Here is a 13980-nt window from a genome sequence, read left to right as displayed (position 1 = left end):
TTTTTATAAAAATATCAGATTAAACTTAATCAGTATTTTCTTATAACAAAACAACATCTCTTTTAATTGTCTACAGTGACTATTGAGTTGCTCAGCATTACAGTCTCGAAATTTATTTAAATAATGAAGACACTCATTAAACCCTCCGGTAGCCATACTCCCTTTTATTTTATGAATGATATCTCTTCTTTGTTGAGGAACTTCTATTGATGACAACGCCTCAATATCAGAAACCGTGTTATCAAATAGCTCTTTATACATTGATGAAAGTTCAGACACATCAATATATTTTAAAAGTTCATTTATTCTTGTTATAAATAAGTTGTACAAGATACTATCGATGTCGAAATAAGGTTTAGGACAAGAATAATAAAAGCCTTGCACTTCAGTACACCGCGTCGTTTTTAAAGTATTTAACGTCGATATATGCTCGACACCTTCTGCTACAACACTTTTACCTATATCAACCAGGTAATTGATTACCGTAAAAACCAACTGCTTATCTGAAACAGAGTGTTCTATAGCGCATATTAGTTTTCGATCAATTTTTACTTCGTCATAAGGTAGAGATTTGATTCTATTTAAGTTAGAAAAGCCTTTTCCAAAGTCATCAATTGAGATTTTAAAGCCTTTCATTTTCAGTTGTGCCAGCTTAAGGTTGCAATCTGATCCGATTAACTCCGATGTCTCCGTTAGCTCAAAAGTAACCCAACGACTCAACATCGGTTTGTTTTCTATAATTTTGTCTAAATCTTCGATAAAACTAGGATAAGAGATCGCCATTGGATCGATGTTTATGGAGTAATTAAAGCGGTAGCCCTCCGTTAAGAGCTCTTCAATCACTAACATAAATCGTTCAATCACCTTAATATTGAAAATGTACTGCTTTTCTATACTGTTTATTTCTGGCAAAAATGTAAAAGGAAGGACAACACCGTGCTCAGGGTCGATTATTCTCGCGAGCAGTTCAAAACCACTTACGCAATCATTCTTTATATTCACTTTGGGCTGAATGAAGGGGACAAGGCACTCATCTATATAATGTGCAAAATCTGATAAATCAGTGCTCATTAAGCGAGGTATTTTGGGACCATCAAACGACTCGCATTCACTCTTAAAACCATGGATTATCTGTTTTTTATATCTCTCTATTTCCTTATATAAGCTTCCCGGTGAGTTTTTGGAAACCACTTGCACAATATTAAGCTTGGAATCAGAAAGGGACTCAACAATATAATTCACTAAGCTCTCCTCTAATGCTGTCAAAATAAACAGCGGCACTTCATTCTTATGAAGAGAAGAGAGCTTATTGAGAACACTAACACCATCGCCATCATCCATCTTCATGTCTAGAAATACGATGTCTAGTTCTTCTTCATCCAAATCCAAATATTCAGAAAATTGATTACCACTTGAAAAATATCTAAATTCAAACTCTTCACCAAATAAGCTACTAAAACAAGTTTTAACTAAATCGTTAACAAATCCATGATCATCAACAACGCATACCACTTTCTTTCTCATAGCTAAGCACTCATAAAAAATTAATTTATTAGAAATAACAATGACAGGTGCACATTTTGAAAAAAACTTACGTACAATGCCACGGCATATAAATATCTATTAAATTATTAAATGTCATTGACCAGTATTTAAGAAATAAAAAAAGGCCTGACTTTTCAGTCAGGCCTATGTGGAGCGATTATAATTTAGCTACTTTATAGCATGATTATTTTTACAATTTAGCAAGAAACCCTTCAATTTTTTCTTTATGCATAGCAAGTTTTTCTTCTGTTGGCTCTTTAATTGACTTATGAGTAAAGTAAACCAAAATAGCCATTTGCGCAGTTAAGCGGTTTTCGGCTTCATCGAACGCAACGGAATATTCACTCTCCAATGCTCCACGCGTCACTTCTTCTTTATCATTTGCAGGTAGACAGTGAAGTAACATTGCTCCTGGTTTTGCTTTTGCCATCAACTCTTCACTAATAACATAATCTGGCATAAAGGCAGCTAGACGCTCTTCTTTTTCATCCATTTGTGTTACCCAGTAGAAGCTGTCACCATACACCACATCACAGTCACTAATTCTTTCTACATCATCGGTAATTTCAATATGACCACCAGACTCTTCACAGAAAGATTGTGCCATATCGATCCACTCTTGCTCCATTTGATACTTCTTAGGACCAATTTGCTTAAAGCCCATGCCATATTTAGCACAAGTTAGCATAAGAGAACGACAAACATCGGTAGCGTCACCCATAAATGCCAAAGTTAAATCTGACAACGTACGGCCGTCAGTGATGTGCTCTTTGATTGTGTATAGGTCAGCAAGCATCTGAGTTGGGTGGAATCGGGTATCTAGACCGTTAATGACAGGAACAGTCGACATTTCTAGCAAGCCATCAAGAGTTTCAGGGCTGTTGGTACGCGCCATAATCACATCACACATACGAGACAATACGCGAGAAGTATCATCAATGGACTCTTTGCCACCTAAATGGATATCTTTAGGAGATAAAAACAGGGCATGGCCGCCCAGTAGTGTTGCAGCAACTTCAAATGATACGCGAGTACGAGTAGAACCCGCTTCAAAAATCATACCGACAGACTTGCCTTTAAATAACTGAGGAACAGCATTGTCTTTTCTTGCTTCTTTAAGATAAGTCATCAGCTCCATCATGTCGTCCATCTCTTTTACAGAGAAGTCTTTCATTGAAACCATATGTTCCAGATTAGCTTTGTTTAGATCAGTTGCACTTGAAGATGGCAGTTTCATATTTGTGGTTCCTTGTATACGTTATTCGTGTTGTCGTTAGCACTTAAATGTATGCTGACTATGTTTTAATCTTTGGCTGGTCAATTAAATTCAACAACCAATCTCGATGGATTTAGTATCCATAAATACAAATCTCATTTCTAAAACTAGAATCACTAATCGGCGTATTTGGGACGAGTCTGAAAATTTACATGACAGAGTTCACAAACTAATTTTATCGCTACTCTATTTTTTCGATATTTGATTTTAATAGCGATAAAAAAAGGCGCTGAATAATACAGCGCCTTATATATAACAGAGACAAATTAATTAATTTTTGGTAGATGCTTGGGTAAATAAACCCCTAAATAAGCCTCAGTTAAAACAATCGCTTCTCTTGCCATCTCTGGAGCAATCTCTCCATTTTCACGATAATTCATCGAGTAAACTTTATCTGCAACCTGTAAAGCGATTGCAAAAATATTCACATCTTTAGGCAGTTCTGGCAAGGTGTAAAATTGACGATAAATCGCTTCTACACGTTGACCTAACAGCTGATCATTTTGTGCATCGGCATGACGTACTGTCGCGTAGGTGTGCTGGCCTAATAACGTGTGCTGAGCCAACGGAGTAGACATATAATAGTCAACAAAACTCTGCTCAATCATACGGTTGATATCACTCCAATGTGTCACTTTATCAGACTCTACCGCGGTATCTAAAACACTGAGAAAATCATCAAAAACATCATTCATCAGTTCACAAATCAATGACTCTATATTTGGGTAATGATGGTAAACCGTTGAAGCGGCGATCGCCGCTTCTTTAGCAACATCATAGATAGAGATTGAGTTAACATTTCTTTGTGAAGCTAGTTGAATAGCCGCTTTGTGTATTCTTTCAAGCCTTTGTTCTGTAGACTCTTTTTTCATTTTTCTACCTTATTCTTACCAGTATTTTAGCTTACCAGTTCATACAAATTTATTACGTTTCAGCTTAAACAGCGACCAATCCTGCATTTCTGTTATTACTTACCCAGTGATATAGCTAATCTCAATACCCCGTATCCTACTGCTATCTACCAACTATAGCCATTAAGTATCTCTTTAAATGCCCAAAAAATGCAGAACTCTAAACTGCATAAATTCGCCAACTCTCAATTTACTGGGTATCCAAATATATTGCATATTTATTGTTATAGAAAGATCTTTCCAATCTTGGAAGTGTTGTCTAGCCACTTTAAAGAAAACTTGATCAGAATCAATTTTCTCAACTGAGACAATTCAACCAAGCTTATTTATGGGTGGCGTCACGTCTTTCCCTACAATTAATATATGAACACCGATAAGTGATTCTAATAACATAAGAACCGATTCAAAGTAATTAATATTTATAAGGTCGAATTGTAATTTAAATTTCACTAAGTAAATAATTTACTCGTGTGAATAAACACGGAGAATAATATGGAAACGCAAAGTTCAAGCGGAAAAATGGGTGTAGGTAGTCTAGCCCTATTTAGCTTATGTGCTGTTATTGTTGTTGATACATTAACAGCATCAGCCTCAATTGGGGTTAGCTCTATCGGCTGGTGGTTAGTCACACTGGTTATATTTGTTATCCCTTACGGTTTAATCACTTCTGAACTAGGAACGACTTATCCGGGAGATGGTGGTATCTATGACTGGGTAAAAAAAGCATTTGGCTACAAATGGGCAGTAAGAACAACTTGGTTCTATTGGATTAACGTCGGCTTATGGATGCCAGCGGTATACATAATGTTTGCAGGTATGTTTGCAGAACTTTTCTTCCCTGATCTTTCTCTTATGGCACAAATTGCTATCTGCGTTGTACTCACTTGGTTAACAATCTGGATATGTAACGTTTCTGTCGACGTTGGCGTTTGGGTCACCAATATTGGTGCCATTCTAAAAATCACTGTTATCTCTGTATTGGGTTTTGGTGGCTTTATCTACGCAGCCAAAAACGGTGTTGCAAACGAATTCACTATTCAAGCAATGATGCCAAGCCTGGATACAGGTGCTGCTTTCCTTCCAGCATTGGTCTTTAACTTAATGGGTTTTGAGTTGGTTGCAACCATGACCAAAGAGATGAAAGATGTGCGTGACATGCCTAAGTCTATCTTCTTGGCGGCTGGTATAACTGCGTTCCTATACGTATTTGGTACTGTTGGTATCCTATTAGCACTTCCAGTAGAAGATATCGGTCTCGTTGCCGGTATTATCGATACACTGCACAAGTTATTTGGTGACAGCGCATTTGGTCAATTCATGGTGAATGCGATCGGTGTTATGGCTCTGCTCACTTTCATCGGTAACATGGTGACTTGGACTATGGGTGCAAGCCGTGCAGCAGCTGAAGCGGCCAGCGAAGGTGAACTTCCTGAAATCGTAGGCAAAATGTCTGAGAAACACGACACACCTGTAGGTGCCAACAATATCACAGGTATTATCTCTACTATCGTAATCTTAGCGTATGCCCTGTTTGCTCAAGACAGTGATGAGCTATTCTGGTCAGTATTCGCATTCTCAAGCTGCGTATTCTTACTGCCATACCTATTTATGTTCCCGTCATATCTAAAACTTCGCATTGCAGATGCGGATACAGAAAGACCTTTCCGAGTACCAGGTGGAATGGGTGTTCAATGGGCACTTAGTATTATTTGCTTTATTGTCATTGCTCAAGCTGTAGTATTATTTATCTTCCCTGACTTAATCACTATGAGTGTTGACTGGGTATACAGTGCACCCGTACTAATCGGTGTTATCGCCACCATCTTAATTGGCGAGTATTTACTAAAACTGGCAGTCAATAAAAAGAACAACGCTGCACCTGAAGAATCTGACAATTTAACTCATAGCCATTAATGTAGGAGGCCTGAAAATGAGCAAAAGAATTAATTCAACACCAAGACAAGACGGATTTAGAATGCCGGGTGAACATGAGCCCCAAGCAGCAATTTGGATGGCTTGGCCAGAAAGAACAGATAACTGGCGTTATGGCGGTAAGCCAGCTCAAACAACATTTGTTGAAGTTGCAAAAGCGATAGCCATGACAACACCAGTGATTATGGCAGTGAGCGCTCAGCAGTTTGAGAATGCGCGGACGTTACTCCCTGAACACATTAAATTGGTAGAGATGAGCACAGATGATTCATGGATGCGTGATATCGGCCCTTCATACGTTATTAATGATAAAGGTGAACGCCGAGGCGTAGATTGGCACTTTAACGCTTGGGGAGGCCTAGTTGATGGCTTGTACTTCCCATGGGATAAAGATGATGCTGTAGCACAAAAAATATGTGAAATACATGAAGATAACAGCTACCGCGCTCCTATCGTATTAGAAGGCGGTTCAATTCACGTTGATGGCGAAGGCACTTTATACACAACTGAAGAGTGCCTGTTACACCCAAGCCGTAACCCAGAATTAAGCAAAGCAGAAATCGAGCAAGTTCTTTGTGATTATCTGTCTGTAGATAAGGTCGTCTGGATACCAAACGGGCTGTTCAATGATGAAACCAATGGACACGTTGATAACTTGATCCATATTGTTCGTCCGGGTGAAGTCGTCCTGACTTGGTGTGAAGATGAGAACGACCCTCAGTACGCCATCTCTAGAGCGGCATTAGATAGCTTGTTGAGTCAAACCGATGCAAAAGGTCGACAAATTAAAGTACATAAACTACCAATGCCGGGACCACTGTTTATCTCTGACGACGAAGCAAGTGGCGTTGACGTTTCTGAAGGAATGGAAAGAACACCAGGCGAACGCCTAGCGGGTTCTTATGCTAACTATTTGATCACTAATGATCATATTGTTTACCCATTACTCGACGAAAAACTGGATGCAGACGTAGAAGCACTACTCAATGAACTGTATCCTGGCTACAAAGTAACCGGTGTTAATGCACGAGAGATACTGTTAGGCGGTGGTAACATTCACTGTATTACTCAGCAGGTTCCTGCGGTTTAATACGCTTTAACAAAATTACGTAAACAGCAAAATTACGTAAGCAGCAATATTACGTAAACAGCAATATTACGTAAGCAGCAATATTACGTAAACAGCAATATTACGTAAACAGCAATATTACGTAAACAGCAATATTACGTAAGCAAGAATATTACGTAAACAACAAAGGACTAAACGGCTACTGTCGCTTAGTCCTTTTTATTCGTTATCAAGATCAAACAATCCTTGCTGAATATTCTCCAATTCGGAATCCATCACAGCCTGTTTTTTAATCTTTTTATTTTTACGCAAATACCGTTGACGGCACAGCTTAATAACATGCAGCTGCTGGGCTGGCGTATAAGAGAGCCAATTAAACCGCTCCTCTCTCTTTCTCATGCACCCTTTGCAATACCCTTTCTCATCGCTAGTACAGACTCCGATGCAAGGGCTAACAACAGTAAAAAATTCTAATTGTTCCATACAAGCTCAATTTGCTGGTTATCTTGTTTAATTATATATCAAAGTAATTTTAAGGTTGTTTGAGTGCAATTGCTTACTATTTGTAAACAACAATTGCTCACTATTTGTAAACAAATAGTAACCTAAGCCTTACTTTTTGCTGACATAGGGTTAGACTAAATAAGTACTCTCTATATTTCTTACAGATTGGAATAGTTATGAAAAAGATTTTAGCAATCCTCACCTTACCTCTTCTGCTCGCGGCATGTTCTAAAAGTAGTACAGAACAGAGTAGTATCACAGCAGAAGATCTTCAGCATCACAATTGGACGTTAGTGAAAGTAAATGATGAACCATTTGTAGCCGCAAATAATATGCATGCACCGAATTTAGAGATCGGTGAAGGTTTGATGGCAAATGGTAATGCTGGCTGCAATAACTTCTTTGGTCAAAGCGAACTAAAAGACAACCAATTTCGTATCGAGAAAATGGGAATGACCATGAAAATGTGCGTTGGAAATGCGATGAATACCGAACGCCTATTCGCCGAGTCTATATCGGACTGGAGTGACATTGCTTTAACTGACAAACAGCTAATACTAAAAGGCAAGAGCAACACTCTGGTGTTTGAACTGGCCGACTGGAAACAGTAAGCGTAAATGGCTGACATAAACCAGATATAATCATCATTCTGGTTATTCTAAAATGGGCGTTTAGCCCATTTTACTTTTGTAGCGTTTTTCTGTTCTGGCACCGTTACTTTGCCAAAATCTCGCCGTACTAAAGTGACTTAAATTGATTAGTTAACGGGTCATACTGATAACCCAGCGTATCAAGTTTATCCACTAAGCTATCTACATCCATCTCGTATCGACGAATCAACTCATCAAAACTGTCACACTCTAAACGCAGTTTCTCATTAACAATACCTAACAAAATACTACTATCAAAACGTTTAATATTACTTAAATCCATTGAGTTTACTCTTGCTGCGCATCCTTTATTAAGCGTAGACCTAACTGCTTAGTTTGGAAACCAGATATCCCAGAGTAAACTCAGATGCCGGATTTAGAGTTGCATGATTGGATAAAAACTTAGACATGCCGCGTAGAGCATAACCAGAGCAACAACTAACCGTGCTTTGGTAACCGCGATAGTGCTGGCAAATAGATGAACACTCCAGATCAACAGACCAGAGATAAGCAGCAGTAAGCCGATAGATAGAGGCCAGAGCAACGTGGTTAATATACTTTCTTGAATAGAGAGCAGTTGAACAAACAGTGTGGCAGCGAATGCGATACCACTCGTTAGACCAACAAAAGGCAATAAACGGTGAAATGCGTCTAATCGACTTCTAGCGATTGTTAACGTCAGGTTGGCAAAGACTGCTCCCAATAAAAAGACATAGAGAATCCAGCCGCAATAAGCAGCAATAGAATCAAATTGAGAGAGCTGACTCACGACAAAGGCGATAGCTAATCCGTTGGCAAAATAGAGCATCCAAAGAGGACCTTTGTCTTTGGTTTTACCCACTTTTACCTTTGAGTAAAAATAGAATATTGCACCTGCCACCAAAAATGCCAGCAGCTCCACCGACGTAATTGCCAGCCAAAGAACGCCTAATGCCGGTAGTAGCTTATGAACCCTACCCCTTTGACCAGGACAAATTTCCCCTTTCTGAAGAACTAAGGTAATAATTATTTGAGCGCCCAATAACATTGGTGCAAGAAGAATAAGTGCTGAATAGGTCATAGAATTAGCTAACTAAAAAAAATCAGCGGCGATGATAGCATATCTCCACTTCTATGTGGTCGATTACAGGCGGAGAGCAAATTTAGACTCTAGCAACCGCAGGAAAATGCTAGACGACCAAGCAAGATTTGGTATGATGCCCGCCTGCTAGATTTGAGGTCAAAAAATGCACAAGGCAATACTGCACAAAGAAGTTACTCCCATATTCGATTACAAGCCATTTTGGGCTGAGTGCTTCGGCACAGCACCCTTTCTTCCTACCAGTAGGAAAGAAATGAAACAACTCGGTTGGGATAGCTGTGACATTATAATTGTGACAGGGGATGCCTATGTTGATCATCCAAGCTTTGGTATGGCGATTATTGGCCGACTATTGGAAGCTCAAGGTTTTCGGGTAGGAATCATTGCCCAACCTGATTGGAGCAACAAAGAGGCATTTACTAAGCTAGGTAAACCCAATCTGTTTTTTGGCATCACTGCTGGCAACATGGACTCGATGATCAATCGCTATACAGCAGATAGAAAACTGAGACATGATGACGCTTACACACCAAACAACGAAGGGGGCAAACGCCCAGACAGAGCCGTGCTCGTCTATTCACAACGTTGTCGCGAAGCATTTAAAGAAGCTCCTATCGTTCTTGGTGGTATCGAAGCAAGTTTACGACGAATTGCTCATTATGATTATTGGTCTGACAAAGTACGTCGTTCTGTCCTGTTTGATGCAAAAGCCGATATTTTACTATTTGGAAACGCTGAACGCGCACTTATCGATGTCGCGCACCGTCTTGCAGCAGGCGAGCCTATCTCAGCATTAACGGATATTCGAGGCACTGCGGTTAACCTTGCGCAAGCGCCGGAGCAGTTTAAGATCATTGATTCATCAAGAATCGAAAAACCGGGTAAAGCATTTGTACCGATTAACCCATATCAGGTTGAGAGCAACTGCGATGACAAGGTAGAAGAAAAAGAGCAACAAGCGACTGCAATTACTGTTCGCCCGTCACGACACGATGCAAAAACCACAGCAGTCCGTCTGCCACCTTATGAAAAACTCAACAATGACCGGATATTGTACGCACATGCCAGCCGCGTAATGCATTTAGAGACTAACCCATACTCTGGTCGGGCATTAATCCAAAAACACGGTAATCGAGAGTTGTGGGTTAACCAACCGCCTATTCCATTGACAACCGAAGAGATGGATTACGTGTTTGGTTTGCCTTTTGCTCGCGTGCCTCACCCTATGTATGGCAAAGCTAAAATCCCTGCCTACGACATGATCAAAACGTCAGTCAATATCATGCGTGGATGTTTTGGTGGCTGTTCATTTTGTTCTATCACTGAACATGAAGGGCGTATAATCCAGAACCGTTCAAAAGAGTCTATTCTGACCGAGTTAGAAGAAATTCGCGACAAAGTACCCGGTTTTACAGGCACAATTTCCGATCTTGGTGGCCCAACGGCAAACATGTATCGCCTCGGTTGCTCTGATCCTAAAGCAGAAAAAAACTGCCGACACCCATCTTGTGTATTCCCGAGAATATGTAACAAACTGGATACCGATCACCAGCAGTTAATCGACCTTTATCGTTCTGCACGAAAAGTAAAAGGCATCAAAAAAATAATGATTGCATCGGGCGTCCGATACGATCTCGCCATTCAGTCACCCGAATACGTTAAAGAGTTAGTTACTCACCACGTAGGGGGTTACCTGAAAATTGCCCCAGAACACACGGAAAAATCACCTCTGGATAAGATGATGAAACCGGGTATGGGCAGCTATGACACTTTCAAAGATATGTTCCAGAAGTACAGTGCAGAAGCAGGGAAAAAGCAGTATCTCATCCCCTACTTTATTTCTGCTCATCCGGGAGCAGAAAATGAAGATATGCTTAACCTTGCCTTGTGGTTAAAAGCCAACAATTTTGAGTGTGACCAAGTACAAAACTTCTATCCGTCGCCTATGTGTAATGCAACCGCGATGTATTACTCAGAAACCAATCCTTTAAAAAGAGTGAAGTACAAGAAACGAGAAGATGTTCCCGTTGCTAAAGGGGAAAGACAAAGAAGATTGCATAAAGCACTGCTACGTTACCATGATCCGAAGAACTGGCCATTACTGCGAGAAGCCCTAACAGACATGGGCAAAGCGCATTTAATAGGCGATAAACGGGGCTGCTTAATACCTGCTGAAGATAAAGAGAGTAAAACGCCTGCCCAACGCAGAAAGTCCGGCAGGCATGGTGCCAACCGTTTTGCCACCAAACACAGCAAAGGGCAACCTGATATTCGTACTGATGGAAATAAAAAGCCCAACAGTAAATCCGCTAAGAACCCATCGGAAAGAGGCAAAGGGAAAGGCAATCAGAAGGGTAATCGACAACGCACTCGATAAGCAGCATCAGAACTGGACAGCCGTATAAACTCGCTGTTCAGTTCTATATCACGCACTCTCCTGCCCTTCAGTTCGTGACATTAACTTATCTATAGGCAGCGGGCGGTCAAAATAATAACCTTGGACAAGGTTACAGCCGTAGGACATCAATTGCTGATACTGTTTTTTTGTTTCCACCCCTTCCGCGACAACTTGCATGCCGCACGACTCCCCAATAGCAATAATGGCTTTCACCAAGGTATTACTCTGCTCACTAACCAATAATTTATCCACAAAACAGCGATCTATTTTAATTTCAGTAATGGGTAAACTATTTAAGTAACTTAATGACGAATAACCCGTTCCGAAATCATCCAATGAAATACCAAAACCAAGATTTCTCAGCATATTCAATACCGGAGCCACTTTGTCCATATCATTAATTAATACATTTTCAGTGATCTCAAGGTTAATTCTCTCTACATCAATCCCGACATCATTGGTAATGGTTAGCAACTCTTCGGCGAACGTTTCTCTCATTAACTGTTTAGGGGAAATATTAATAGAGACTTTAATCGCGTGACTGGAGTTCGGTGAATAGCTCAAAATATCTTCACACGCGGTTCTAAATACAAATAAGCCAATTTCATTAATCAGCCCCATATCTTCTGCGATAGCAATAAATTTACTTGGTGATACACAACCCATACGGTCATTATTCCATCGGGCTAATGCCTCGACAGAGACCAATTTTTGCTTCTTAACGTTAATCTGAGGTTGATAGAGAACAGACAACTCACCTTTTCTCAACGCACGCCTTAGCTCTTCTTCAAGCAAGAAATCAAGCTGCACTTGTTGATTGATTTTGTTGTCGTAGAACATCACGTCGCCTTTGCGAATCGATTTTGCTCGATATAACACGATATCCGCTTTACGGATCAATGACTCAGCATCGTCACTGTCATTCGGGTACATACTTATGCCGACACTACAATTACTGGATAATATTTTGCCATTAATAACAAACTGATCTCGAAATACATCCTTAATTTTACTGACTCGTTTCTCCGCCTGAGAAATATCATCCAACATAGGAAAACAAAATATAAACTCATCACCACCAAAACGAGAAACCGTATCATTGTCACCAAGCAAGGTTTCAAACTTACGGCTAATAATTTCTAACAATTTATCACCCGATGAATGTCCATAAAGATCATTTACTTTCTTAAAATCATCTAAATCAACAAAAATAACCGCTAAATAACTGCCATTTTTTCTACTAATATCAATACCTTGATTGATGTTATCCAGCAGTAGCAGTCGATTCGGTAAGCCAGTTAATGCATCGTGTAGCGCCATATGTTGCATTCGATCTCGGGTCACTTCCAGTTCACAAAAATCATCATCAATTCTAGATTGAAAGCGCTCAAAACGTCTCGCCAAATTATTACTAAGCAACATGGACAAGGCCATTAATATACCCGTAAGTAGCACACTTAATATGGTGATTTTTGTTAGTTCAGCTCTATTTTTTTCTTCTAATAAGCCACGCTGTTTCGAGAAGTAGACTTCAAAATCTTTAAGATAAAAACCAGTACCTATATACCAGCCCCATTTCTCCACTTTTTGGATATAGCTTATCTTTTCTTCTTTTTTATCGCTCTCTGGCACAGTAGGAATATCATATCGAACAAAACCACCATCAGCATCGCTGTTCAATATCATTCCCCGCATCTGCAAACCTGCGGGGTCTTTAAAATCCTTTAAATTAATACCGACATAAGAAGGTTCTCGATGCGACAAAATAACGCCGTTATTATCAACAACAAATATGTAACCACGATTGTCGAAGCTATAATTATTTATCCAGTCTAACACCTGCTTCTGAATATCATGTTCAACATCGGCTAAATACTCTCCAGTACCAATTAGCCAATTATAGGGTTCAAACAATTTAGCAAAACCTATCTTTTCAAACTCCATAGTTTCCGGATAATTCGGTTTTGGATACCACCATCGATAATACGCCTCGCCACTTTGACTCACTAAGTTAATATGCTCTTTGAGAATTTTCGTTCCTCGCACATCTTCAGAGTCAATAAGGTTTTTTCCTTCCACATGAGGACGTAAACCATGCATCACATTGGTTCCGTCCATATTAAATACAAAGAAATAACCACGGCCATCAAAAAAGCGTATTGGCCGCAAGGCTTCAGAAATAATTTTGCTTATCTGCTGTTTGGATTTATCTAGATTAGTTTGGTGTAGATTAATTGCGATTTGGTAAGCTTCTTCTACTCGATTTTTTGCTTGGGTCTTAAGCACATTTTCCGCTCGAGATTGATGATAACCAATTTCATTAGTTATTTGATCAACATGTTGTTTGATAATTTCTTTTTGACGACGAACGACTTCAGAACGCAATGTATCAATACTGTGTTCCGCTCTATCCGAATTTTCTTTAATTACAATAAAATTAATCGCGAGGGCGAAGACCCCAAAAAAAATAACTGGCCCATATCGAATTAACTGAAATAACTTATTGTCCTTAACCGCTGCCATAATCCCTCATACGCAGTAACGACTCATTGGTATAATTCTACCTAATGACCTCTAGCTGCCGCATTAAAACTAACAGCTAAAGGTTACTTGG

10 protein-coding genes and 1 pseudogene are annotated in these 13980 nt (G+C 39.7%); 4 read left to right on the top strand and 7 right to left on the bottom strand.

Translation table 11 applies throughout. The annotated features are described in order from the left end of the window. Positions 1-3: 3 nt before the first annotated feature. The 3 genes from CHJ_RS06615 to CHJ_RS06605 all read right to left on the bottom strand — a co-directional run bounded on the left by CHJ_RS06615 (position 4) and on the right by CHJ_RS06605 (position 3693). The gene (locus tag CHJ_RS06615; RefSeq protein ID WP_317917236.1) at positions 4-1524 is read right to left on the bottom strand and encodes an EAL domain-containing response regulator; all 1521 of its coding nucleotides are present in this window, start codon (positions 1522-1524) and stop codon (positions 4-6) included. Between the two features lie 211 nt (positions 1525-1735). Continuing rightward, positions 1736-2782 carry an ornithine carbamoyltransferase gene (gene argF / locus CHJ_RS06610; protein WP_171753988.1) on the bottom strand — a complete coding sequence of 349 codons (1047 nt, stop codon included), beginning with the start codon at positions 2780-2782 and terminating at the stop codon, positions 1736-1738. A gap of 305 nt (positions 2783-3087) precedes the next feature. After that, entirely contained in the window at positions 3088-3693 is a 606-nt protein-coding gene (locus CHJ_RS06605) for a TetR/AcrR family transcriptional regulator (RefSeq protein WP_171753987.1), read from the bottom strand. Between the two features lie 531 nt (positions 3694-4224). Here CHJ_RS06605 and CHJ_RS06600 point away from each other — a divergent pair. Continuing rightward, positions 4225-5646, top strand: coding sequence for an APC family permease (locus CHJ_RS06600; protein ID WP_171753986.1), 1422 nt, complete (start codon positions 4225-4227; stop codon positions 5644-5646). A gap of 16 nt (positions 5647-5662) precedes the next feature. Then, on the top strand, positions 5663-6754 hold the full coding sequence (gene aguA, locus CHJ_RS06595; RefSeq protein ID WP_317917235.1) for an agmatine deiminase: 1092 nt from the start codon (positions 5663-5665) through the stop codon (positions 6752-6754). A 198-nt stretch (positions 6755-6952) separates the two neighbouring features. Here the strand turns inward: aguA and CHJ_RS06590 are convergent, their stop codons facing one another. Next, positions 6953-7216, bottom strand: coding sequence for a DUF1289 domain-containing protein (locus tag CHJ_RS06590; RefSeq protein ID WP_317917234.1), 264 nt, complete (start codon positions 7214-7216; stop codon positions 6953-6955). Positions 7217-7401: 185 nt separating this feature from the next. Here CHJ_RS06590 and CHJ_RS06585 point away from each other — a divergent pair, with 185 nt between their 5' ends. Beyond that, the gene (locus tag CHJ_RS06585; RefSeq protein ID WP_171754033.1) at positions 7402-7848 is read left to right on the top strand and encodes an META domain-containing protein; all 447 of its coding nucleotides are present in this window, start codon (positions 7402-7404) and stop codon (positions 7846-7848) included. Between the two features lie 127 nt (positions 7849-7975). Here CHJ_RS06585 and CHJ_RS06580 read toward each other — a convergent pair whose 3' ends face one another. Together CHJ_RS06580 and CHJ_RS06575 are read right to left on the bottom strand one after the other, a co-directional pair. After that, complete coding sequence (locus tag CHJ_RS06580; RefSeq protein WP_171753983.1) at positions 7976-8170, bottom strand: DUF4250 domain-containing protein; 195 nt, start codon at positions 8168-8170, stop codon at positions 7976-7978. A 93-nt stretch (positions 8171-8263) separates the two neighbouring features. After that, entirely contained in the window at positions 8264-8947 is a 684-nt protein-coding gene (locus CHJ_RS06575) for a hypothetical protein (protein ID WP_317917233.1), read from the bottom strand. Between the two features lie 166 nt (positions 8948-9113). Between CHJ_RS06575 and CHJ_RS06570 the strand changes: the two are divergent. Next, a pseudogene (locus tag CHJ_RS06570) lies at positions 9114-11321 on the top strand (YgiQ family radical SAM protein); the annotation flags it as partial. Between the two features lie 72 nt (positions 11322-11393). Here CHJ_RS06570 and CHJ_RS06565 read toward each other — a convergent pair. Continuing rightward, positions 11394-13889 carry a cache domain-containing protein gene (locus CHJ_RS06565; RefSeq protein WP_317917232.1) on the bottom strand — a complete coding sequence of 832 codons (2496 nt, stop codon included), beginning with the start codon at positions 13887-13889 and terminating at the stop codon, positions 11394-11396. Positions 13890-13980: the final 91 nt, after the last annotated feature.

The sequence above is a fragment of the Vibrio sp. MACH09 genome, assembly GCF_033238805.1.
Classification (GTDB): domain Bacteria; phylum Pseudomonadota; class Gammaproteobacteria; order Enterobacterales; family Vibrionaceae; genus Vibrio.
The sequence above is the reverse complement of the archived record's forward strand: the minus strand, read 5'-3'. Positions and strand labels throughout refer to the sequence as shown.

Bases quoted from the DNA above. Each gene is read 5' to 3' on its own strand.
- CHJ_RS06575 (WP_317917233.1), bottom strand. From the start codon at position 8,947: ATGACCTATTCAGCACTTATTCTTCTTGCACCAATGTTATTGGGCGCT.
- CHJ_RS06590 (WP_317917234.1), bottom strand. From the start codon at position 7,216: ATGGAACAATTAGAATTTTTTACTGTTGTTAGCCCTTGCATCGGAGTC.
- CHJ_RS06605 (WP_171753987.1), bottom strand. From the start codon at position 3,693: ATGAAAAAAGAGTCTACAGAACAAAGGCTTGAAAGAATACACAAAGCG.
- CHJ_RS06615 (WP_317917236.1), bottom strand. From the start codon at position 1,524: ATGAGAAAGAAAGTGGTATGCGTTGTTGATGATCATGGATTTGTTAAC.
- CHJ_RS06580 (WP_171753983.1), bottom strand. From the start codon at position 8,170: ATGGATTTAAGTAATATTAAACGTTTTGATAGTAGTATTTTGTTAGGT.
- CHJ_RS06565 (WP_317917232.1), bottom strand. From the start codon at position 13,889: ATGGCAGCGGTTAAGGACAATAAGTTATTTCAGTTAATTCGATATGGG.
- CHJ_RS06600 (WP_171753986.1), top strand. From the start codon at position 4,225: ATGGAAACGCAAAGTTCAAGCGGAAAAATGGGTGTAGGTAGTCTAGCC.
- aguA (WP_317917235.1), top strand. From the start codon at position 5,663: ATGAGCAAAAGAATTAATTCAACACCAAGACAAGACGGATTTAGAATG.
- argF (WP_171753988.1), bottom strand. From the start codon at position 2,782: ATGAAACTGCCATCTTCAAGTGCAACTGATCTAAACAAAGCTAATCTG.